The sequence below is a fragment of the Pseudolactococcus chungangensis CAU 28 = DSM 22330 genome (assembly GCF_002441885.1).
Classification (GTDB): Bacteria; Bacillota; Bacilli; order Lactobacillales; family Streptococcaceae; genus Pseudolactococcus; species Pseudolactococcus chungangensis.
The window spans coordinates 20157-42571 of record NZ_JXJT01000019.1 but is presented as its reverse complement, the minus strand read 5'-3'; the positions used below and the strand labels follow the sequence as shown (position 1 = coordinate 42571).

The window sequence follows — 22415 nt, the reverse complement described above, 5'->3', positions numbered from 1 at the left end:
GCCTTTATTGGGAAGATTTTTGCCGCCTTTGACAAAACTTTCAACGCCATCGCTATGCTTAAATGTTGTATCTTGTGAAAAATCAAATTTCAACGATTCTCCTGAATCTAGAATATTTCTTTGTGGTTTATAAAGTGATTTGTAAGGAAATAGATTTGGTCTATCATTGTAGGCTGATTCAGCTAAATTTGCATATATGTTATTAAAATTTGATAAATCACTCATAGAGTTCTCCTCCAATTCTTAGTGGTTGTACTATAAACATATCGCTTATTTTAGGATAGGATTTTTCATTTTTTAAAGGCCATTGAAGAGCAAAATTTGAACCTTTAATTTCGTTAAAGCCACCTGAAATACCAATCGAAATCCCCTCTACAATTGGTCCCCCTCCTCTATGGACCTCAACTGATTCCCAATCCCATTGTACGCTTGTTACTTTTGAATTTTGTTTCTTAATATAATCTGTCATTTTCTGTTCATTCTTTTTTAGATAATCAATTTGATCTTGTTTCGTCACTCTTGTATAGTCGTGCGTCAAAAAATGGTCAAATGGTGTGCCTAGTTTCATTAAAAGTCCTCCTGTAATTAAGCCTATCGTTATCAAGATAATAAGTAATATTTTTATTCCTTTTTCATTGTTCTCTCTTTTTAGGATGATCATTATAGGCACTTTCATCTAAATTAGCGTGTATATTGTTGATATTTTCTAGGTCACTTATAGTAATCCCAGACCTCTACTCCATCAATCGTGTTTAAATACCGAACATCATCTGAATTTAAATAAAAAATATCACTCATTTTGGGATAAGAATTTCTGCTATCCAAATAAAATCCTGATTTCAAAATAGAATCTACAATACCATTAAATTTACCCTCAATCACTAATTCATAATATTTTTTTCCAGTTGGAATTCCTCCAGCATTAGGCTGAACTTCTACAACCTCTATACTTTTCCAATCCCATTGAATACTTATTAGCTTAGGGTTTTCTTTTTTTACATAATCCGTCATTTTTTGTTCATTTTTTTTGAGATATGCAATCTGTTCTTGTTTCGTCACTATTACATGCTCATATATCAAGAAATGTCCCAAAGATGTATTTTTCATTAGAACTCCTCCTATAATTAAAACTATCGGCATCAAGATAACAAGTAATATTTTTGTTCTTTTTTTCATCATTCACTCCAAATAGCTACTGCTTGCTATACAGACACATTCTCACTTTTCATTTGTTCAATTGTATCTGTTGAATATAACCACATCAATATATCTGATGCCGACAACCAATCATTATCTACAACATCTGTATTAACAATTGAAACTATTGTGGCAGCTAATGACTGTGATATTTTCCATCTCTGCTATCACTCGAATTGATAATTCCCCAAGTTGGTTTAGAAATTTCCTTAATCTGTTTTAGTTCAATTTTGATATTATCTTGTGTGAACGAAGAATTTTCAGTCGTAAAAGCTAAAACAGTTTGACCAGAATATGGGAAAAGAATAAACCCAACACCTATTAACATAACAATTTGTAAAACTATTTTTTTTGATTTTCATTTGTCTCCCTCTGTCTTTTCTATCGAGTCAGATAAAACCTTTATCATTTCCCCATCTTTACTCATATCATAAACAACTGGATTTTTTATTTTCTTTTCTTCAGCAGTAGTGACTTCCTTAACTGTTGATGTTTCTTCTTTTGCACTACTTGATTCTATTTTGACATTTTCATCTATTGTTTCTTTTTTACTTACTGACGGTCTATTTATTCCAAGTTTTAAGTCTTTTGTGTTCTCTTTTTTGGCACTAACCAAAAATAAACTCAATTATTACTTTCAATTCCTCTATATGCTTTCAATTCCCCTTATCCATGCTAAAGTATTGTTTCAATTTCAACCTATAACAATAAACTAAACTAAAATTTGCTCCTCTGCGAAAACACTTCACTTTTGGTAGGAAATTACATGATTTGTTTTTAATTTGGATAAACATTACTTTTGTTCACTCTTTCATTGGGAAAAACGATATACAATAGCTTAAAAGTAGTTTTTTACCATCTTCATAGCTCAGCCACTAAAAAAGCGCTTACATAAAAATGGAAATATATCATATTTTTTTATAACCTATGTATACACTATTATAAACTTATATATCATTTCATGATAATACTATTAGGACATAAATAGTGCAATATCAAGACATTCTATTAATTAAAGCCATCATATAGCCTGTGTGACCTCTCCCACACTCTCATCTTCAAAAATGGCACCAATTTTTAATTTAAACAAAACAAAAAGCCTACATAAAGTAGACTCAGACTGAAGACAAAGTAAAAATCTAGTTAAGATTTTTACGAAATACGGAAATTTTTATTTAGAAAACCGACGGTTAAGCTATTTCTAAATTAGAAAATATCAAAACAAACCCCATTTTGATTTAAAAATGGGGTTTGTCTACAACCTGAGCCTACATAAAGTAGATTTTTTGTTTTGGCTTATTTACATCAAAGCCTGAGCAGCCGTGATGATGGATAATTTATAGACATCTTCTTCATTTGAACCGCGTGACAAGTCAGAGACTGGTTTATTCAATCCTTGAAGAATTGGGCCAATGGCCTCAAAATTTCCGAGACGTTGGGCAATTTTATAACCAATATTTCCAGATTGCAAATCTGGGAAAACAAAGACACTGGCATTACCGGCAACTTGAGAATTCGGGAATTTCAAGCGTCCAACTTCTGGGACAAATGCTGCATCAAATTGCATTTCGCCATCAATCTTAAGGTCTGGGCGTAAATCTTTGGCTATTTTAGTTGCCTCGACAACTTTTGTCACATCTTCTGATGCGCCAGAACCATTGGTTGAGAAGCTAAGCATAGCGACACGTGGTTCAATATCAAACAATTTTGCTGTTGCTGCTGAATCAATGGCAATTTCCGCCAACTCTTGAGCACCCGGCTTAATATTAATCGCACAGTCACTGAAAATATATTTTTCTTTACCATAAGCACGCACCATTAAGAAAGCACCTGATGTTCTTGAAATACCTGGTTTAGTCTTAATAATTTGAAGAGCTGGTCTTACTGTATCAGCAGTCGAGTGGATTGCACCAGATACCAAACCATCAGCTAAGCCCATATAGACTAGCATCGTGCCAAAATAGTTGACATCCAATAAAATATCACGCGCTTGTTCTTCAGTTACTTTGCCTGCACGACGCTCTACAAACGCCTGGACCATTTCATCAAATTGTTTAAAATCTGCTGGGTCGATAATCGTAAAGAGTGATGACTGCAAACCGCGTGACCGTAATGTCGCTGAAATTTCTTCAACATTGCCCAAAAGAATCGGCGTCACTAACTGCTCGGCCTGTAAACGGTAAGCCGCGCCAAGAATACGTGGTTCAATACCTTCTGGAAAAACTATTTTTAAATTTTTTCCTGCAATTTTCGCTTTGAGTCCATCAAACAAATCATTTTTCATCTATCGTTCGTCCTTACTAAATTTTAGTTTACCGACACATTATAGCATAATTCACAAAGAATTGTAAACGTTTTCTTACTTATTTTCTTCCAAAATTGACGCTATTTTAGTATTAATAATGTCTAAACCAACCAAATTACTGATGCCTTCAGGAATAATCAGGTCAGCATATCGTTTTGTTGGCTCGATAAATTCATGGTACATCGGTTTCACCGCACCCAGATATTGCGTAATAATACTATCTAAACTTCTACCACGTTCTGACATATCTCGCTTAATTCGACGGATAATCCGGACATCATCATCAGTATCAACAAATATTTTAATCGCCATCATATCACGCAAGCGCTCATCTTCTAGGACTAAAATCCCTTCTACGATGATAACATCTACCGGTTTTTGACAATAGGTCTCTTTACTACGAGTATGATTCGTATAGTCATAAATCGGAATTGCGATCTCTTTTCCATCCTGAAGTTCCTCAAGCTGACTAATCAAATATGTTGTATCGTAAGCCAAGGGATGGTCATAGTTGGTCTTAAGGCGGTCTTCAAAGTCCAGATGACTTTGGTCCTTATAGTAAGAATCATGCTCAATCAAAGCGATTTGTTCATTAGAAAAATTAGTCAGTATGGCTTGGCTAACAGAAGTCTTGCCTGAAGCAGACCCTCCTGTCACACCAATTATCATTGGTTTTCTCATCATAGCTTCTATTATATCAATTTTTTCTTTTTTTTGTTAGAATAGATACTATAATGAACACAATGAACACTTTGAAAACGCCGACGGGTGAGCCAATCATCATCCAAAGAGGCGATAAAATTTTAATCACTGGCGCTTTAGGCAGCGGTAAAACAAGCTTACTTAAAGAAATAGCAGCCACTTTTCCTAAGGATCAATTCGATAGCCTTTTCCAAACCTTAGACGACAATTTCATCCCAGGTACAGTAGCCGAAAATCTCGCTTTTACCTTAGAAAACAATGCCATTCCTTTCAGGGAAATGAAGTTAAGTGTTCTAGCGTGTGCGAAGGATTATCATTTGACAGATGAACTTGAAACTGACATTTCTGAGTTGTCTACTTACAAAAAGCAAGTCCTTGCCATGGCACAAATCCTCATCCATCCCACTGATATTTTAGTCTTAGATGAGCCTTTATTTTTGCCAGAAGAGTTTGATGGCACCTTGATTGTAGCTGGTAATTTCGAGCATGACCTCTTTGATTGCGTGATTGACCTGTCAGTAGAGATACCTACGCAAGTAACACCTGAGTTAACACTCAAACGTCAAATTAATCCAAACAAAGCCATCCTCTCAGTAACTGAACTTGTCGACCAAATGAGCTTTGCTGTTTACGAAGGTGAAAAAGTTGCCATCACAGCACCTGCTGAATTACCTATTGCTGATATGTTAGCTGGTTTTCGATCAACATCAGGTGAAATTGATTTTTACTATGAAGATGTCACCTACCAATCTCTTGATAAACGTGGCCGCAAAATTGGCTACATCATGGCTAATCCTGATGATATGATTTTTGTCAAACGCGTCTCTGATGCTGAAATCCCTGATGAGCTCCTGGCACTTTGTCAGCTAACACCGCTCAAAAATGCGCAACTATCTGACTTGTCCCATCGACAAAAACGTTTATTTACAACTGCTTGCATCCTCAAACAAGCGACACCAATCGTTATCATCGACCAACCTGAATTTGAGGGATTCTTAGAAATTCTGAGCTATCTTGACCGTCAAGGCGTAACTTTGATTCTCATAACAAATCAGGACATTTTCTTGCCATTTATGGATAGACAGGAGGTTTTCTGATGATGACATCTTTAAACTCATTCAGTAAATTCGTCATTTTTATCTTAACAATGGTAGCTGCACTTATTTCTAATGATACACGTTTTTTAGGTGTCTTGGCTTTAATAGCACTGGCTTGCTTTGTGCGTGCTCAGCTTAAATTTCCCAAATGGCTTGGTATGTTGATTGGGCTACACCTTCTGATACTTTTTTGTCTAAATCCTGACTATGGTGTGGCGCTTTACCACTACAATATCAGTTGGATTGCTGACTTTACACTCCAAGAGGCGCTGTATTTACTGACTATTTTTCTGAAAGATGTCATTATTCTGACCTTTTTACAGATTTTTTTACTAACAAGTCATCCCGCAGAAATTTCGGCAAGTCTTAATACTGTTGGCTTACCTTATCGACTATCTTACAAGATTGGTCGACTTTTCGGGCTTAGAAAACGATTTAAAGTAGCCTATACTAAACTGCACGCTGCTGCTGCCGCTCAAAATCAAAAGTTTTCAAAGCTTGCCGCTGTTCGATTTTTGCTGAAAGCAAAACACGAAGAGACACTCGCCAGTAGACATTTTGGGAAAAAGCAAAAACGTACTTGGTATCAGATGCGTCCGTTTAATGAGCGTGATAAAAGAGCGATACTGTTAGCGGTTTTTTCTGTTATAATAAGTATCATCCTGATTATCATTAATGGCGGTCGGCTTTGGAATCCTTTTCGATAGATGATGTGCAATGATTGGATATAAATGGCTTAATATAGGCCAAATTAATGGAGATAAAATATGAAATTAAAACTTGGTGTGATTGGAACTGGCTGGATTTCGCGTGCCTTTATTGATGCAGCGTTGTCGACTAAGCAGTATCACTTCTCTGCGATTTATACGCGCAGTTTAGCGAGTGGTGTGACGTTCACTGAAGATTTTCATCATGTGGATGTCTTTGAAAATTTGGCTGAGTTTGTTGGCGCTGCTTTGGATGTCATTTATGTCGCAAGTCCTAACTCTCTGCATTTTGAGCAAGCCAAGGCGGCGATTTTAGCTGGCAAGCATGTGATTGTCGAAAAACCAGCCTTTTCAAATCCAACTGAATTGAATGAAATTATCAAACTTGCGGTTCAAGAAAAAGTCCTTTTCTTTGAAGCGGCACGTAATTTACACGAAAAATCTTTTGACATTATCAAGGACTTTTTGGCTGATAAGGTGATTGTTGGCGCTGATTTCACCTATGCTAAATATTCATCAAAAATGCCTGCCTTATTAAATGGCGAGCTACCTAATAAGTTCAATCCTAAATTCTCTGGAGGCCTATTAGCTGACTTGGGTGTTTACCTGCTTTATGCGGCACACGCCTTTTTTGGCAAGCCAAAGTATGCTAAGTACACGGCCAAATTACTCGAATCGGGCATTGATGTTTCTGGTGTCGGTGTTTTGACCTACGAGGGCTTTAATGTCGCCCTTAAAACTGGTGGTAATTACAATTCATTTTTACCAAATGAAATCTATACGACGACTGGTACACTTGTACTCGATGCTGTCAATGCTATTCATTACGCGCGTTTCATCAAATTAGATGGTACGACGCTTGAACTGCCGATTAAGGCAGCCAAAGATAGTATGCAGGAAGAAGCACTTGATTTTGCTAGAGTGATTGAAGACCCAAATACCCCGAAACATTTTGAAGACTATGAAAACTGGCTAAGTATGGCGATTAACGTTGCTGCAACAAGTTACGCCATGAGAGAAAGTGCAGGAATTAAATTTGACGCTGACAAAAAATAAACTACCCGAAGTCTGGACAGACGTATTAGCCTCTGTCTCTGACTTTACGGAGATCCAGAAACAATCCTTTGATGTAATTGCATCTGGACAGAACGTACTTGCAACGAGCCCCACTGGTACAGGTAAAACCTTGGCCTATCTCTTGCCAAGTCTCCTAAAAGTTCAAAAAAAACAAGGGCAACAGCTCTTGATTTTAGCCCCCAACAGTGAGCTCGCCGGTCAGATTTTTGAAGTCGTGAAATCATTAGCAGAGCCTCTAAACCTAACCGCTAATTTGGTAATTTCTGGCGCTAGTATTAAGCGACAAATTGAGCGAATCAAAAAAGGACCTGAGATTATCGTTGCAACACCTGGTCGTGCGCTAGAGTTGGTTAAAGACAAGAAAATCAAGATGACTGCTATCAATACAATTATTCTTGATGAAGTTGATCATCTGCTTGAAGATTCTCAATGGCAATTTGTGAAGCCGATTATCACGCGCACGCCTAAGGATTATCAGTTCATTGCCTCTAGCGCGACGGCTCATGAAGTTTATGAGACCATGGCAAGTTTTGCGCCTAACTTGGTTGAGATTAATGTCGAAAAAACGGAAGCAACGGTTGACCATTTCATGGTCAAAGTCGAGAATCGTAAAAAAATTGACCTCTTAAGACAAATCGCCCACATTCCTAGTATGCGTGGTTTGGTCTTCTTCAACCGCTTGGAAGACCTCGGCAATGCCGAAGAAAAACTGACCTTCCAAAATATCGCTGCTGTTTCTATCGCAAGCGATGTCAATGGTCGGTTCCGTAAAACGATTATTGAAAAATTTAAGAATGGCGAGATTACACTCCTACTTGCAACTGATATCGCAGCGCGTGGTCTTGATATTGATGATCTCGACTATGTGATTAACTTTGATATTCCAGTCAATATTGAAAGTTATACCCACCGGACTGGTCGGACTGGTCGTATGGGCAAATCAGGCATTGTTGTCAACATCGTTGGCAACTCATTCGACGAAAAGAATGTCAAAAAATATCAAAAACAACCTGAAAAGATTCTCAAATCAGGTGAATTTATCAATATAAAATGATATAATGTCAAATGGCGATATGCCATTTACCTGTCCCTCTAGTATAACGGATATTACGGGCCCCTCCTAAGGGTTTGATGCTGGTTCGATTCCGGCGGGGGACATTCTATCACCATAATAGGCGATAATACGTAATCAAAAAGCCTTATTTTACAAGGGTTTTCGCGTTTTACCACAAATAGAAAATAATACTTTTTAAAAATATTTGGCACAAATTTGGCACAAGCGAATTATCACGCGCATCATGATTTTTTTATCATCGCAAAAAGCTGACATCAATGTGCCAGCTTTTTTATTTTACTACCCTAAAATTAAGTCCTCCTGCCACATATGTTGCCGTGAACTGGAAAAATGATTAAATCACGCTCATTCCGTGATTTTTTTATTTACTTCATATAGCCCTTCACTAAATACTTGTAATAAATTTTATCTGCTTTATCTTTTAATCTTTAGCCGTTTCATTGTTTTTTATGATATTAGGTATAATTTAATATTTCTAAAATGGTAACAAAAAAGGTAACAAATTTAAATTAATATTTTTTGTCAGGCAAGGATTAAATCACGCGCAAAACGTGATTTTTTTATTAAAAAAAGCGAACTAATTTTGCTTAAGCTCGCTTTCAAAATATTCTATTTTGTAATTTAAGTTTATCGATCAATTCTTCTAAAGTCATTTGGTCATGCTTTGTATTTTCCAAACTATCGATATCTTCAATCAAACTTTTTTAAAATATTTTTATGCAAACAAAAAAACCTTGCGGACGTTCGTCTACAAGGTTTAAAAATCTAATTCCAGTTGTATTGCTCCTGGTATATGTTCAAGTATTTTTTCTATAAAGATTTCTGATTTCAATCCATTTATAGTTACTTTTTGTACGGTTCTCATTCTAACTTTTAATCTATCGTTTGTACTAAACTGCTGGTTACCTTTAGAAACAGACTCCATAAAATCAGCATCTTCTATAGTTGCGAAGAATTGATTTGACCCATCAGAAAATTTCCATTTACCATGTTCGAAAGCAACATTTAACAATTGAAGATAAATCTCGTTTATTACAGGGTCAATGACTTTTTCCTTTACATCTGGAACGTCAAATAAACTTGTTTCTTCTTTATTTATTGTTATCATCTCCGTTTTTTCGGAATATAGTTCAAGGCTATCTATGCCATCTTCGTCAAGCGGAGTAACAACTCTTTTTATTTGAGTCCTAAATTCAACGCTAGTATACACTTTTAAATCAGAATCGTTTAGAGTTATGCTTTTCCCGTCTTCAAACGTTATTTTAGTATTTCCATTATCTAACTTTTCCTCCTTTTTAGCTTTATACTTAATGATTTTCATAAGACCAATTAATAAAGAACTGTAACCAACTAAATTAAGAAAAGCTTCTGATTCTTTACAAGTGAATAAATCTAATGCTTTTGTAAAAACATCAGACCCGTTGGCTAAAATTAGATCAACGACAAAAGACCCTTTCTTTGTAGCCTTTACATCCACTGATATCGTAGGCTGTCCAGGTTCTTTTATTCTTTGAATTTCTTGTAGAGCCCCAGAAATAGCAAGCAATGCGGGCGCTAAATCTTTTATAGGCATGCGACCGTTTTCCAGTGATTCTCCAGCATACCTGATGGACATTTCATACTGTGCCATAATAAAGTCCTCTTTAACTTTTTCTATTTCCATTATATCACGTTTGTCAACTACTATATGTTGTGTTGGATTGTTTTAAAATACCTATATTTAGTATATAAAGCATACAAAATGCCTTACAGCCTCAACACATAAATCAAACTTTTTTTATATATTTTTTTGCAAACAAAAAAAGCCCTACAATCGCTAGACTGCAAGGCTTTTTGTATTATTTAATTTTTACAAGAAAATCATCACTTTCTGGCTTACCTGTGCTGCGACCAATCGCCACAAAGCGTGTTTGACCGCTTGCAGAAGTATAGCGACCCCAAACATATCCATTGGCTACTGTATACCAGCTATCCAAGTTGATATTTTGTCCTTTGGCGTACGTAGCAACAACTTGACCTGACGTGGAAGGTGCGCTCCTAACATTGAGCACGTTCGCATCCACACGATAAGTGCCAGCGAACGCCTGCGACGTGTTTTGAGTTGCTGTGCTGTTATCTCCGCCTTGAAATCGCCAAACACCAACTAGACCATCTTTACTATAAGCTCTGTTATTCTCAATGACATACATTTTGCCATCGTAATTTTGCTCTAAAACGTGCATAGTAGTCAATGTTGCATCCAGCACAACGCCTGTGTGTCCGTATGGATGCAAACTTGCCCAACTCTCAACGAAGATATCGCCACCTTCGGGAACGAATGTTGTAGTGTTGCGAATCCACACCCATTTGCCGTGGTTGACTGTGTAAGGCATGTCAATGGCATTACCAGTGAAACGAGTCCCGTCAGCGTCCATTGCAACTCTGTTTGAAAAGTCAACACATTGAGCGCCATAAGCTCCGTCAACATCAACTGACTTACCAAGATATTTTTTAGCGATTGAAATTATTTGATTATTTGTCATTTTTTCTCCTTGTCCCTAATCTGAATGAAAATATCTTTCATTTTTTCCGGCAAAGGAAGGAATTCACTCACGTTTTCAATGAATGAGATTCCTTCATTTGCAATGTAGAACATAATGACGATCTCACGCAATGGGACGCCATCCCCGATAATTTTTTGCATTTCAACAGATACTGCAATAACAACGAATATTAAGATTTTTTTAAATAGTCCCTTGAAACCTACCGTGCTTGACAATTCTTTATTTACAATTGCCTTGCCGACACCTGTTAGATAATCAACTATGACCAATACAACAATTGCGTGTGTCAGCACGTCCCAGCCCCCTAAAATTCCTGTAATTACACCACCAACCAAGCCAAACAGCATTGAAACTGTATTAAAATATTTTTCCATTTTTCCTTCTTTCGTTAATTAAGTGAGTAAATAAAATTTATATTTGCCCAAGTCGTTCTTGCATCCCATGCATTTCCGACTACGATTTGTCCGATTTGAGTCCCTCTTGACACACCATATACGTTGACGGTAGCAATTTGTACACCACTAGATGTTCTAATTATCGCTTGTCCCCATGTTGTCTTTGCAGGCACTAGCCAATCTGGCAATGTTGCAATGATAGTATCTAAAGTATTTAGCCCATTTTCTACCACTAAATTAACTCTGAATTGTCCGCCCCCAATTTCTTCGATTGAATTTCCGCTAACTACACCACTTTCACGATAGGTGAAACTATTCTGCAGTGTAGGTGTATACTTTTTCAAATCCCCACTCTCAGAGTCAGTTGTAATATAGTCAACTCCTTTTTGAATGGCTGCATCAAAATCAGAAAAAGGTACTGTCCATACACAGACTTCTAAGTCTTTATCATGACATTTCCTGATATTCTCAGCTGTCACGCTTTGATGGGCATTATATACACTAATTCCTGAGCCATACCCCAAGCTTGATGCTTGATCAATAATATTATCGTCAATAGAATTAACCAAAAATTGAACGCTCGTATAAGGTAATCTTTGTTTAATTTCTTGCAGATGGCTTAGTCCGAAGCTGATGATTACACTTGCTTTTTCCAACCCTAACATTTTCAAAGAATTTACTAGGTCATTATAATTTTCTGACGTGTAAACTTCATCTTTTATCTCGATTACAGGTACTTTATTGTACTTTTTGCAAATAAAAAGATATTCATCAAGCGACGGCACTCTCCTATCGTTGTTTGATAGCCCTGTGAATGCACCGCTATCAATCAGCAGTTCTTTTATCTGAGCATAGGTCAAATCTTTGATATTACCAGTTCCATTTGTCATGCGGTCAACTGTTGGGTCATGCATAACTACCCACTTACCATCTTTGGTTACCTGAATATCAGTTTCAATTCCCCAATGATTGCTAGAACCTCTGAAGGCAGGTAAAGAATTTTCTGGATATTTACTGTTATTTCCGCGATGAGCAATGTAGTGAATGCTATGGCCCTTTTTATTTTCGGTAGCCTTTAACTTTGACAAGATTTCTTTTTTGAGAGTAGATTCTAAATCAGTGATAAGTTTAATTAAATCTGTTTTTGTTTGCAAAATTAAAAAATCAGTTTGAGACTTAGTGTAGACATCCATACTATCAAACTGTGTTTTTAGCAGTGATATTTTAGCGGTCAAATCACTGTTATACGCTTCAAGCTGTGATTCTAACGCTTCATAATCAGCACCATTTAGTGCCTCCATAACCTCTCTAGCTAATTCCTCAAACTCGTAAATATAATTACCTTGTTTGATACCTTCCATCCACCCACGAATTACCTGATAATCAAAGTTTTTGGTCGATTCAACTTGACCATTTTTCTCAAAAGTAAAGTAGGCAGTTACTTTGCCCTGGACTTGCCAAAAAGAATTGATTAAAGTGTAGGTAAGCTTACTTGTAGCTATATCAACTAAACTTACCTTATCGCGTACCATATAGCCATTTGGCAGAATAGCATTCAGAAAAATATCACAACCAGATAAATTTTTTGGTAATCCGTTTTCGTTTACAGTAGCTATTATAGTTTGCGTATATTTGTCATCCTGCCTTACTTTAATAAGTCCAACATAATTATTCGGTTCTGTTGTACTTAATATCATATTGTATTCAGTCATTTTTCTCCTTTTTAAAAATTTATCACACTTCTTGGATTCACGCGCTGCCACTGTGCATCTTTCCAGACTTCAAAATGCAAATGAACACCTGTTGCCAATCCTGTTTGACCCATAATGCCAACTACAGTGTCTGTTGTAACACGATCACCTACTGACACACTAACTGAACTAAGATGACCATAATAGGACCAATAGCCGTCATCATGTTGAATAATCACGTAATTGCCACCTGTCTCATCAAACGTGACAGTCGTGACTATTCCAGACCTTGCTGCATAGATGTTTGGTGTACTACCAACTGGGATAGATGCGACATCTATTCCGCCATGAATTACACCTGTTCCCCATCCAATTTGATCCCATTCTTGGGTAATTGAATACGATGATCTGACAGGATTCCGCCACGTTCCGCCACTAGGGTTTAGTCCGTGAAGTCGATTGTACCAATAATTCGCTTGTTCTTGTCTGTGTGCTAGAGCTTCAACTCCGGCACGTTCAAAGTTTTTAAGAAAAGCATAAGTTGCATTATTAATATCTGTTTCAGCTTTGAATCCATCAACGCTTAGCGGATTAACAGCACCAATCCACTGACCATTGTGCATGCACCATTCAATCAACTTGATTTGTGTTGTGATATTTCGATAATCACCACTAATTTCAGCTTTGCGTAAGAGATTTTGAACATATAGTCTGCCATTCGGTTCGTTTGGACCATATAGCGGATAAGCCGAGCCATCCCACTGGACCAAACCGTAAGCGGGGCCATATAGCTGATCAGTGTCTGGCATGATTCCTGATTCAGCGTCGATATTGCCCAATATGCCTGCGATAGACTGTTCAGAATAACCAATAGATTTGAAGAAACTCCAAATCGCCCAAGCATTTTTCTCTTTTTCGGTTGTTAATTCCCCTGGTATTTCTCCTGAGCCACCTGAATTTCCTGTGATTTCAGTTCCGTTGACGTATAGATTGCCCTCAACATTTACTTTGCCAAAAAGTTTGAGTTTTCTATCATTCGCTGTACTGTCTTTTGGAATTTCCAAGACATTCAAATAACTCCCATCAGTATTTTTAGACGACAACGCAAATGAATACCCGGGATTTTGAATCAGGTTGATCCCTTGTAGCCCACCATCATCAGTGTAAGTCGGTGCAAATGCTGCCATTTCGATTTCTGAATTACCATTTTTCTTAAGAAACTTTAGCTTGCCATTATACAGCTGAATTACAAATTCATTATCAGCAGCCCTTATTTTAATCCCCTGTAATGTACCTGCTGTGATAAAATCAGCTACAATTGCGCCATCTTGTGTAATCGCTGTTCCATAAGGACCATTTACACCATCTTTAGAATATCCTAGACCTCCTAAATTCCAACGCCAAACTTTTTTGGCTTCGTTGGCATCAGGTTTATCCATGATTAGGATTTCTTCAGGTGCATTTTTAGGGCGCATTAAAACATATCCGCCTTTGCTGCCTGTTATCCAATTAGTTGCATTGATGACAGCATTGATCAATTCATCAGACCTTGTTTCAAGATTTTTTCTGACATTGGTTACCTGTGTTTCAATACTTGAAGTATACATTCCTAAGTCATTGCCTAAAACAATTGACTTATATTTACAGATTGTCGGGTACCAGACATACTCAATCATACGTTCCTTGGCTTCTATATCCAATGATTTCAAAGAAATATAGGCAGTGTCGCCAAACCTCAAAGACATCATATTTTCATATAATCCTCTATACTCAATTGTGTTTTCAAGCATAACCATATCAACTTCATGTGTCACTTTTGGCTCATGGATTCTGTCTTTGTCAAATAGAGATTGACCCCATTTTTTTAGATCTTCAACGGTTTTACAATCCCCGTTTTCTCTTTTACCAATTTGGACATTTTCCTCAGTAACACCAGAAACACTTAAATAAGCATATATGATTGGCTCTTGATCAGCATCATAATTTGTGTCCTCGGGCACACCACCTATTAAATACAGTCGATTCACAACAGATGAGTCATCGATTGTTTCTTCAATGGAAGCAAGATTTTTCCCGAAGTCAATACGGAAACCATTATCATCGCCTATTCTTTCTCTGAGTATCAAAGTGTAATTGTCCATATCAAGTTCAGCATCGCAAACGCCAGCTAAATTCTGCTTCCCATTATTGCTACCGATGATTGCTTCAATTGGATTAACTTGTTTAGCAGAAAATTGATGATAAGTAGTAACATCGGATTCATAACTAAATTTTTGGTCAAATGCTAAACTTTCTTTTAGTTTGTCCATTATCTGTTTTCCGTTGCCATTATCAATATAGGCCGATTGAATAAAATTACGATTTGCCTCATACCCGATATGTGTCGCAGTAATTGTAATTCCCGATAAGTTTTTTTTGGCAGTTTTGATTCTGAAATATTGATATGTCCCATTCTCTGTAAAAGCCTTGATGAACATTTCTCGTTTTATCAATTTTGCATTCACACCTTCATGCTGATAGTTGCCATAAAAAGAGAATGTGCTATTGATAATCCTAGTTATTTCAGGCAAATCTCGCCAATCGTTTATTGGCATGCCGTTTTCTTCGAGATTACTTGGCATTTGTTCATATAAATAAATTTTCTTGATCACGTCCACGCGCTCCTCAATAATATTTCAGCATCTAAATAATTACCAGTTACTGACATGGTATTTTCGCCTGGTAGTATTTCTGGCCATTCACCTGTCGTTCTTATTTGTCTGCCGTTTTGAATGACAAGTCCTTTTTCACAGTCTATTGTCACGCTCCCATTTAGCATGCTGGGAATTGCTAAAGAAACATCGTTGCATACTATTTCTAAACTTCCACCACCTGTTTCAAAATAGATGATTGGATATGAAGGTACTGTCCCCGGATTAAATAAGGTGTTTTTTGAATGTAAATCAATGGGTTGTTCATTAGATTTATGTTTCAACGGTTGACAATGAAACGTCAGAGAGAAATTATAGAACACTCCCCACTCATTCTCAAAAGTTGTAGCATTTGAAAATGAAACAGTTGCATCAATTACTTTATCAATATCATTGTGAGTAATTAATTTCCCGCTACCAGAAAGCCATCTCTTCACTTCCTCTAAATTTTCATATGGAATTGTGACCGTTCCGACAGGTAAATCATATGGTTTATAATCGCCATGCCATTCTAATAATGACCCACTTCTACCCAATACTGATATTTCCTCGATATTTGGCTGCGCTGTAATATCAGGCAATTCCTTTTCGATAATGCAACCCATATCGGTTAATGCATTGATGCCGTTAAATATGAAATTTGGTTTATCATTTGATAAAAAATCTGTCAAATCGGGATTCCTCCTTTCGCTATTATCGCTTGCACTGATGCTTGCTTCAATTGACGATTTATTTTGGCTAATTCACTGGGATTGTTAGCATCTACTTTCCCAAAATGATTATGTTGTTCAACTGTAACACTTCCTTGAACTTTACCACCAATACCTTTGCGTTTTTCTTCGTCAGATAGTGGCGTAACAGTTGTTTTCCCGCCTTGCATAGATAACAACTCCGGACCTGCTTCTCCAACAATTGCTTGACCATTGATTAGATGACCACCAGTGGCTAGATATGGAATTTTGCCGATATTGATGCCTTTACCACCAATACCTGGTACCCACTTGGGCAGCTTAATTTTATTAAGACCGCCAATCACTCCATTTATTAAACCGATTAGTAGATTAAGCGGCGCTTTAGCAAATGCGACAATACCATCAAAAATACCACCGAATATATTCACAATTCCGTCCCAAGCTTGTTTCCAATTTCCTGTAAATACACCTGTAATAAAGTCTACAAAGCCATTGAATACTCGTTGTCCTGCACTTAGAAAATTATTGAAATTTTGCTCAATTCCACCAAAAACGCTGCCTAAATATCCAGTTAAAAAGTTAAATCCTTGTACAAAAATGTCTTTTACACCACCCATAAACGCATTTACGCCATTTCTGAACCATTCTATTTTTTGATAGGCCAATACAAACGCAACTACAAATAATGCTATCGCTGCAATTATCAAAACAAATGGATTAGCAGCCATAATAGCTGACATTGCTCCGAAAACTGATTGAACCGCTTTGATGCCACTCACGATTTTAGTGATTGATCCCATCAAAGTACCGATGATGACCAATAGTGGTCCTATAGCCGCGACAACTAAAGCAATTCTGACAATCATCTGTTGTGTTTCTGGAGATAGAGATGAAAACCAGTCTTTAAATCTTGTCAGAAGTGAAATTGCTGCTTCAAATGTTGGTAATAGTGCAATTTGAACTTGTTCTCCAATATCAGCAAGTGCAAATTTCGCCTGATTCATTGCTTGATTAGCTTTATCAATTGGATCGAGTGTCTCATCAAATGTTGTTCCTACTACTCCAGCACTATTTTTGGATGCCTCCGCCAGATCGTTTAGATCAAGTGTGCCACGTTGGATTGCCTCAACCATCCTCACAGCCCCTTTTGTCCCAAATACTTCGCTCGCAATCGTTAGCGCCTCAGTCTGATCTTTTGCGCCTAAAATTGATTTTTGCGTTTCGTTCAATCCATCAGAGAGACTTTTTCCTTGCTTAGCATATGCCACACTTGCTTTTGATAAACTACCGAGTGTTGCAGATGAATCTACACCAGCTTTTTCAAGCTGACCAAGTAGCATTGCTCCCTCTGAATACGATAGTCCAAGTGCTTTTATTTGAGGAGCTCCCTCTACAGATTTTTTAAACAAATCATCAACTGATACACCTGTTTTCTGTGATGCTAATGTAGTTGCATCAAGTACTGATTGAAAATCTTTGTTGCTCAAATTATAAGCATCTAATGCTTGCTTCGCATTTTCAACACTTGTAGAGACATCCGAATCATTAATTTCAGCAAATTTCATAGCATAGTCAGCATTTTGCTCTAGCTCTGGTCCTAAAAGTCCTAATTGCTGTCTAACAGACCCAATCGCATCGCCTACAACATCAAGACCTAAATGCGTATTACTCCCAACATTTTCAAATGATTCCGCTAAGCTATCAGCTTCATCGCCAGTTGCTCCTGTTTTTGAGATAATACCATCTAGTTGTTCATCAATATCATTAAACGCTGCCAATCCTGCTGCACCTGCTGCTAAAATAGGTGCTGTCACTCCTACTGACGTTTTTTTGCCAATCCCTGTTACTTTCTCGCCAGCCTCTTCAATTTTTTGAATTTTTTTGGCAGTATCAACAGATATATTCCCTTGTTCTTTCAGAGCATCATTGGTTTGAACCAGTGCATTTTTTAGCTTATTTTCGCCAGTTTCGGAATTAACAAGCTGTTTGTAGAGCTTATTTGACTGTTCAGAATATGCACCTGTCTCTTTGACTGATTTTTCATACTCCTCTCGCAGCATTTGCGTCCGCTTCTCGGCACCTTCAAGTTGTATTTCAAGTTTTTTCTTAGAGGCTGTCAGTTTTTCAGTTGCTGTTGCATCATTCCCCATTGCTGAGACGTGATTTTTATATTCTAAAGCAGCGGTATTCATTACTTGATTAATTTCTTTGATAGTTTGAGCATACTGGATTTGACCATCCATTTTAAAATTAAGTACAACATCAGATTCTTTTGTTTTTCCCATTTATACTCCTTTCTACCAAAACGGCGATTTATCAAGCGTGATCGATTCTGCTACTTCAAAATCTGTATTCGATTCTAGCCATTGAATATAGCTCTTAAGCCACAAGTTGGGCGTTGATTTTAAAAAGAAATTAATATCCCACCCAAGCAAAGTTATCGCAACATACAAATAAAAATCCCAAGGAACGCCTAATTCTTGGGATTTTTTTTGTGATTTCGATTGTTGTTTTTTCGCTTCGCTTTTTGAAAATCTTGTGGCTTCTTCGATTTTTTTACATCGGCCACCTGGAAAGTGTTTTTTGAAAATATTTCCATGCACGCTGTGAAAACTTCAACAGTCTCATTCCTGAAACCAAGCCAAGCAAACACATCATTTGGACTTTCTTCAAGTCCACCAGCTGCAAGCATGCCATAGACAAGTGCTTTGATGATTTTCCAGTCGCTAGATTTAATCTTAGAGATAGTCAGCTGGCTATTTGACCTGTTTAAAAAGTCATTCAAGTCATTTTCAAATTTCTGATAGTCGTCACCATAAACGATTCCGATATATTCAATGGCTTCATGCGACAGAACAACCGGAAAATCATGCCCGTCAATATTTACCGTTGACCGATTTGATAACTTGTCAAGCTCGATTCCGTAATCTGCTAGTCTCGCCATTATTCTCCGCCCCCTGTTCCACCTGATTGAGCTGCTACAATCTCTGCCCATTGCGTTTCATCATAAATAGGTGCTGAAATAAATTTTTCGTACGATACACCTGTTGCGCTGTCACGATTAGAATCGAAACTGGAGTGAATCACTCCATTATTAATTAACCCGGTTGCTACTAGATTAGCAGTTACATCGTCAATTTTCGTTTCATCTTCCGCTGTAGCGTACTCTTCATCGATCACAATAGACAATTGCGTCTTAGGATACCATACGGCCTTTTTGCCACCACCTTCGACATTACCGATAAACCCAAATGCAAAGTAAGGCAACTCACGCGCATTGTTTTTTCCAAATGTAACACCACTTGCAGCAACAAGGCCTTTTAATTCATCCATCACTTCAATTGGTATTCCCACATGGTCCAAACCAATTTCATGTTTTGTTTCTCGAGCTACACGCCTAAACATTTTACTTGATGCCCATTTCTCCAATTCTGATCCATTACCTTTGATTTTGAGCTTGGTTGCAATAGGCAATCTCACAATCTCATCATACTCAGGCGGAGTAGATACAGTCTCCTTTTTAGTCATGGGTGCAAAAAGGACATCATCTAGTCCTTCGAAATAAAAAACGTCTGTATTTGCCATTTTTATCCTTTCATTTCTTTTAATAATTCATTCGACATAATGTCTTGAATAGTTTCTTTGTGTTGTTGCCAAGTTCCCTCAACAAAATGTTCAGCCTGTATTTTTGAAGTTCCGTTTTCTATAAATCGCCAATAGAACGATGTATCTTCAAAATAAACGGTGACTCTATCATCTCCTATTTCTATTTTGACGTGATCCTTCATGTGCTTTTTGTTCATCAGCGATTTAGGAATGTTCGGGAGTAGTTTCTCAACAAAAAAAGATGCCGCATTCTCTAAAGACTCAATTGACACTTTGTCAATATTAACTTGAGCAAGTCTTGTAGTGTAATCTAGCATTTCTTGGAATCCGTTGTTATTACTTGACATTTTCTAAGTCCTCAATCAGTCTTATTTGAGTAAAAAAGTTAGTGACAGTATCGTCATTTTCGTCGCCTTGTATAGACATGAAGTCCGTGTGAGGAACATTTGATAATGCACTTTCTAATGGCAACAAGTCAATCTCTGTCCCTGTTGTGAATAAAGATACTTGATACAGTGGCATGAGTTTAATTGTTTTCCCGGAGGCAATTTTCTTACCCACGGATATATTGGAATAAACAATGTAGGGGTATGCAGTATTTTTAGGTGCTTTATCTCGATACACTTTAGAAGTGTATGATTTTAGCAACACTTTTAAATCTTCAAGACTAATTGACATAAGCTAAACTCAACTCCATCTCTCTCTTTTCGGTATCCGTATATATTCTAGTGATATTAAAATCAACACCATCAATCCTTATCCCGTTGTCTTTTTCAGTTATTGTCTTATCCCACCTCACCTTAATTCTTCGAACAACATCTGTCTTAGCTTGAAGTGATAGATATTTTTCTTGGGCGGTAGTACCAATATCTTGAAAATAAATGTCTCGTTTAAACGTTCTGATGATGGTCGGTCTATCATTTTCATCAACATCAGATGTTAAAACTACCAACAGCGCTTTCCATCTAAGATTATTCGTCTGTTTCTTCGGCATTTCGAATCACTCCTTGAATAATGAATGGCGTTATTGCATTCATTGCATCACTTAATTCATCTTCTGAAATTCGATATTCATATGCAATACCAGCCACCATCAATATTAAATACTCTTCTTGACCACCAGTAGCTGTCTCTACATAGTCCTTAGCCATATCTAAATAAAGAGAAAGCATTGTATCACTCATGCCCTCTTCAAAATGAATATGATCCTTGAATTTTTGAGTTAAATCTTCAGTTTCTGCCATAAAATTACCTACGCAGGTGTAATTTCATAGCGATAAACAGCTGGTTCAAATGGGGAATAAATCAATTGACCATCTAATAAATTGTAAATTTGGAAGCCAATTTGATTTTTATTAGCATATTTCTCAATTAGTTTCTGAATTTCCAAAGCACCAATTACTTCTTGAATTTTGAATGCTGAAAAATCTCCAAAATAAATCACTGGAATGTCTGGTGTCCCTTTTTTATCAGCTGAATCTGTCCAGTCTACTGGATATCCCACCAATGTATGACCGATTCCCCCTTCTGCTTGAGTAAATGGACGCAACAATGGAAATCCATCAGCTGTCTTCATTTTCTCAACTGCAGTTAAGGCTGCACGATTTATAATAAAACGACCTTTTTTCATTATTTCTGTTACTGGTGTATTTTTCATATCGATTAATGCATCATACAATTTTTGACCAGCATCCGCAGCAGTTAAGTCGACAGCAACAGTAGGTGTAAATGCTACCGATTTTTTAGACAAAGCTCCTGGATTTTCATTTCCGATATCATCGCCATTAAACATGTAGTTTGTTTCTTTACGAACATATGCTTTTTTCAATTCTTCAACAACGATGTCCTCGATTGGAACACCTGACATTTTTAATAGTTTTTTGGTTACAGTTGCCAAAGCATCGAATTCAGCTGGATCAAGCGTAATCTCATCAAATTCAATTGTTGTTTCAGGAATATCTGAAGTACGTTCTTTCTTACTTACATTTGCTTCTGCTTTTTTAACTAAGAAAGGATATTTCACATCACCAGCTGTTCGAACAACAGTACCATATTTACGCAATAAGTTTTCTTCTTGAGCGTATGTGATCACTTCGGAAGCGATTACTTCTGGAACAGTTACTGACCCATTTCCAGCTACAATTCCCAACGCACGCGCTTCATGATCGGAAATGTTTCCGACAATAAAATCAGCAAAGGCTTTTCTAACTTGTTTATTTTTCTTATCCTTGCTTAATTTCCCTCTAGAATTTAATCCTTTCCCGATATTAGCTAAAATGCCATCACGTTGCTCTTGAGAAATCATTCCTGAACGATTTTCTTCTGAATTATCATCATTAAAACGTCCTTCAGCTGAATTATCAGAGCTACTATCATCTTCAGTTGAACCCTCCTCATCACCAGAACGCCCTTCAGTTGAATCATCATTGCTACTATCATCTTCATTTGAACTGTCATCATCAGCTAGTTCATCTTTAATTGACTGTAATTCATCAACAATGCCATCAATTTCATCATTAACAGCTGATAAATCCGCTTCACGAACTTCCCCATTTTCAATTGATGAACGTAAATCTTTTAAACGTTGTTCACTGCGTGCTTGTAATTGTTTTAGTAGTTTTTTGTTCATTGTTTTTCC

Annotated in this window: 23 protein-coding genes, 1 tRNA gene and 1 pseudogene; 5 read left to right on the top strand and 20 right to left on the bottom strand. The window is 37.0% G+C overall.

What is annotated here, in order from left to right:
- The 6 genes and pseudogenes from RR45_RS08300 to udk all read right to left on the bottom strand — a co-directional run.
- Nucleotides 1–225 (bottom strand): annotated as a pseudogene (locus RR45_RS08300) (DUF2974 domain-containing protein); the annotation flags it as partial.
- Nucleotides 218–676 carry a hypothetical protein gene (locus RR45_RS08295; protein ID WP_143188723.1) on the bottom strand — a complete coding sequence of 153 codons (459 nt, stop codon included), beginning with the start codon at nt 674–676 and terminating at the stop codon, nt 218–220. The gene RR45_RS08295 and the pseudogene RR45_RS08300, both read right to left, overlap by 8 nt.
- Before the next feature lie 35 nt (nt 677–711).
- Nucleotides 712–1179: a hypothetical protein gene (locus RR45_RS08290; protein ID WP_143188722.1), complete on the bottom strand. Its 468-nt coding sequence runs from the start codon at nt 1177–1179 to the stop codon at nt 712–714.
- Nucleotides 1180–1555: 376 nt separating this feature from the next.
- Nucleotides 1556–1825 carry a hypothetical protein gene (locus RR45_RS08280; protein WP_072353497.1) on the bottom strand — a complete coding sequence of 90 codons (270 nt, stop codon included), beginning with the start codon at nt 1823–1825 and terminating at the stop codon, nt 1556–1558.
- A 672-nt stretch (nt 1826–2497) separates the two neighbouring features.
- On the bottom strand, nt 2498–3481 hold the full coding sequence (gene pta / locus RR45_RS08275) for a phosphate acetyltransferase (RefSeq protein WP_031365357.1): 984 nt from the start codon (nt 3479–3481) through the stop codon (nt 2498–2500).
- 75 nt (nt 3482–3556) lie between these two features.
- Nucleotides 3557–4183: a uridine kinase gene (gene udk / locus RR45_RS08270; RefSeq protein WP_031365356.1), complete on the bottom strand. Its 627-nt coding sequence runs from the start codon at nt 4181–4183 to the stop codon at nt 3557–3559.
- A 53-nt stretch (nt 4184–4236) separates the two neighbouring features.
- On the opposite strand from udk, the gene RR45_RS08265 reads away from it, so the two are divergent.
- The 5 genes from RR45_RS08265 to RR45_RS08245 all read left to right on the top strand — a co-directional run bounded on the left by RR45_RS08265 (nt 4237) and on the right by RR45_RS08245 (nt 8243).
- A complete protein-coding gene (locus tag RR45_RS08265; RefSeq protein ID WP_072353495.1) occupies nt 4237–5301 on the top strand; it encodes an ATP-binding cassette domain-containing protein in 1065 nt (354 codons plus the stop codon).
- A complete protein-coding gene (locus RR45_RS08260; RefSeq protein ID WP_031365354.1) occupies nt 5301–6008 on the top strand; it encodes an energy-coupling factor transporter transmembrane component T family protein in 708 nt (235 codons plus the stop codon). The genes RR45_RS08265 and RR45_RS08260 overlap by 1 nt, the downstream gene beginning before the upstream one ends.
- A gap of 60 nt (nt 6009–6068) precedes the next feature.
- Entirely contained in the window at nt 6069–7064 is a 996-nt protein-coding gene (locus RR45_RS08255) for a Gfo/Idh/MocA family protein (RefSeq protein ID WP_031365353.1), read from the top strand.
- On the top strand, nt 7030–8139 hold the full coding sequence (locus RR45_RS08250; protein WP_072353494.1) for a DEAD/DEAH box helicase: 1110 nt from the start codon (nt 7030–7032) through the stop codon (nt 8137–8139). The genes RR45_RS08255 and RR45_RS08250 overlap by 35 nt, the downstream gene beginning before the upstream one ends.
- Before the next feature lie 32 nt (nt 8140–8171).
- Nucleotides 8172–8243: transfer RNA gene (locus tag RR45_RS08245), tRNA-Arg, on the top strand.
- A 674-nt stretch (nt 8244–8917) separates the two neighbouring features.
- On the opposite strand, the gene RR45_RS08240 is transcribed toward RR45_RS08245, so the two are convergent.
- The 14 genes from RR45_RS08240 to RR45_RS08175 form a co-directional block, all read right to left on the bottom strand.
- Nucleotides 8918–9823 carry an LAPAL motif-containing putative phage structural protein gene (locus tag RR45_RS08240; RefSeq protein WP_143188721.1) on the bottom strand — a complete coding sequence of 302 codons (906 nt, stop codon included), beginning with the start codon at nt 9821–9823 and terminating at the stop codon, nt 8918–8920.
- A 175-nt stretch (nt 9824–9998) separates the two neighbouring features.
- Nucleotides 9999–10682: a CHAP domain-containing protein gene (locus RR45_RS08235; protein ID WP_031365350.1), complete on the bottom strand. Its 684-nt coding sequence runs from the start codon at nt 10680–10682 to the stop codon at nt 9999–10001.
- Nucleotides 10679–11077, bottom strand: coding sequence for a phage holin family protein (locus RR45_RS08230; protein WP_031365349.1), 399 nt, complete (start codon nt 11075–11077; stop codon nt 10679–10681). The genes RR45_RS08235 and RR45_RS08230 overlap by 4 nt, the downstream gene beginning before the upstream one ends.
- A gap of 14 nt (nt 11078–11091) precedes the next feature.
- On the bottom strand, nt 11092–12861 hold the full coding sequence (locus RR45_RS08225; RefSeq protein ID WP_167362570.1) for a glycerophosphodiester phosphodiesterase family protein: 1770 nt from the start codon (nt 12859–12861) through the stop codon (nt 11092–11094).
- Nucleotides 12822–15440, bottom strand: coding sequence for a phage tail tip lysozyme (locus RR45_RS08220; RefSeq protein WP_031365347.1), 2619 nt, complete (start codon nt 15438–15440; stop codon nt 12822–12824). Before RR45_RS08220 ends, RR45_RS08225 begins: the two co-directional genes overlap by 40 nt.
- Nucleotides 15437–16150 (bottom strand): phage tail family protein, encoded by a 714-nt coding sequence (locus RR45_RS08215; protein WP_031365346.1) that lies wholly within the window; start codon nt 16148–16150, stop codon nt 15437–15439. Before RR45_RS08215 ends, RR45_RS08220 begins: the two co-directional genes overlap by 4 nt.
- Nucleotides 16147–18456, bottom strand: a complete 2310-nt coding sequence (locus RR45_RS08210; protein WP_031365345.1) for a phage tail tape measure protein — start codon at nt 18454–18456, stop codon at nt 16147–16149. The genes RR45_RS08215 and RR45_RS08210 overlap by 4 nt, the downstream gene beginning before the upstream one ends.
- A gap of 188 nt (nt 18457–18644) precedes the next feature.
- Complete coding sequence (locus RR45_RS08205) at nt 18645–19115, bottom strand: hypothetical protein (RefSeq protein ID WP_031365344.1); 471 nt, start codon at nt 19113–19115, stop codon at nt 18645–18647.
- The gene (locus RR45_RS08200) at nt 19115–19756 is read right to left on the bottom strand and encodes a major tail protein (RefSeq protein WP_031365343.1); all 642 of its coding nucleotides are present in this window, start codon (nt 19754–19756) and stop codon (nt 19115–19117) included. The genes RR45_RS08205 and RR45_RS08200 overlap by 1 nt, the downstream gene beginning before the upstream one ends.
- A 2-nt stretch (nt 19757–19758) precedes the next feature.
- A complete protein-coding gene (locus RR45_RS08195) occupies nt 19759–20124 on the bottom strand; it encodes an HK97-gp10 family putative phage morphogenesis protein (RefSeq protein WP_031365342.1) in 366 nt (121 codons plus the stop codon).
- Nucleotides 20114–20455, bottom strand: a complete 342-nt coding sequence (locus RR45_RS08190) for a hypothetical protein (protein WP_031365341.1) — start codon at nt 20453–20455, stop codon at nt 20114–20116. The genes RR45_RS08195 and RR45_RS08190 overlap by 11 nt, the downstream gene beginning before the upstream one ends.
- Nucleotides 20445–20771, bottom strand: coding sequence for a phage head closure protein (locus RR45_RS08185; RefSeq protein ID WP_031365340.1), 327 nt, complete (start codon nt 20769–20771; stop codon nt 20445–20447). Before RR45_RS08185 ends, RR45_RS08190 begins: the two co-directional genes overlap by 11 nt.
- Complete coding sequence (locus RR45_RS08180; RefSeq protein WP_031365339.1) at nt 20749–21021, bottom strand: head-tail connector protein; 273 nt, start codon at nt 21019–21021, stop codon at nt 20749–20751. Before RR45_RS08180 ends, RR45_RS08185 begins: the two co-directional genes overlap by 23 nt.
- An 8-nt stretch (nt 21022–21029) precedes the next feature.
- Nucleotides 21030–22406 carry a phage major capsid protein gene (locus RR45_RS08175; RefSeq protein WP_031365338.1) on the bottom strand — a complete coding sequence of 459 codons (1377 nt, stop codon included), beginning with the start codon at nt 22404–22406 and terminating at the stop codon, nt 21030–21032.
- Nucleotides 22407–22415 lie beyond the last annotated feature (9 nt).

Coding starts and splice junctions, on each gene's coding strand:
- pta (WP_031365357.1), bottom strand. CDS start 3,481: ATGAAAAATGATTTGTTTGATGGACTCAAAGCGAAAATTGCAGGAAAA.
- RR45_RS08265 (WP_072353495.1), top strand. CDS start 4,237: ATGAACACAATGAACACTTTGAAAACGCCGACGGGTGAGCCAATCATC.
- RR45_RS08295 (WP_143188723.1), bottom strand. CDS start 676: ATGAAAGTGCCTATAATGATCATCCTAAAAAGAGAGAACAATGAAAAA.
- RR45_RS08200 (WP_031365343.1), bottom strand. CDS start 19,756: ATGGCAAATACAGACGTTTTTTATTTCGAAGGACTAGATGATGTCCTT.
- RR45_RS08195 (WP_031365342.1), bottom strand. CDS start 20,124: ATGTCAAGTAATAACAACGGATTCCAAGAAATGCTAGATTACACTACA.
- RR45_RS08210 (WP_031365345.1), bottom strand. CDS start 18,456: ATGGGAAAAACAAAAGAATCTGATGTTGTACTTAATTTTAAAATGGAT.
- RR45_RS08240 (WP_143188721.1), bottom strand. CDS start 9,823: ATGGAAATAGAAAAAGTTAAAGAGGACTTTATTATGGCACAGTATGAA.
- RR45_RS08180 (WP_031365339.1), bottom strand. CDS start 21,021: ATGGCAGAAACTGAAGATTTAACTCAAAAATTCAAGGATCATATTCAT.
- RR45_RS08205 (WP_031365344.1), bottom strand. CDS start 19,115: ATGGCGAGACTAGCAGATTACGGAATCGAGCTTGACAAGTTATCAAAT.
- RR45_RS08185 (WP_031365340.1), bottom strand. CDS start 20,771: ATGCCGAAGAAACAGACGAATAATCTTAGATGGAAAGCGCTGTTGGTA.
- RR45_RS08235 (WP_031365350.1), bottom strand. CDS start 10,682: ATGACAAATAATCAAATAATTTCAATCGCTAAAAAATATCTTGGTAAG.
- RR45_RS08230 (WP_031365349.1), bottom strand. CDS start 11,077: ATGGAAAAATATTTTAATACAGTTTCAATGCTGTTTGGCTTGGTTGGT.
- RR45_RS08260 (WP_031365354.1), top strand. CDS start 5,301: ATGATGACATCTTTAAACTCATTCAGTAAATTCGTCATTTTTATCTTA.
- RR45_RS08190 (WP_031365341.1), bottom strand. CDS start 20,455: ATGTCAATTAGTCTTGAAGATTTAAAAGTGTTGCTAAAATCATACACT.
- RR45_RS08290 (WP_143188722.1), bottom strand. CDS start 1,179: ATGATGAAAAAAAGAACAAAAATATTACTTGTTATCTTGATGCCGATA.
- RR45_RS08255 (WP_031365353.1), top strand. CDS start 6,069: ATGAAATTAAAACTTGGTGTGATTGGAACTGGCTGGATTTCGCGTGCC.
- udk (WP_031365356.1), bottom strand. CDS start 4,183: ATGAGAAAACCAATGATAATTGGTGTGACAGGAGGGTCTGCTTCAGGC.
- RR45_RS08175 (WP_031365338.1), bottom strand. CDS start 22,406: ATGAACAAAAAACTACTAAAACAATTACAAGCACGCAGTGAACAACGT.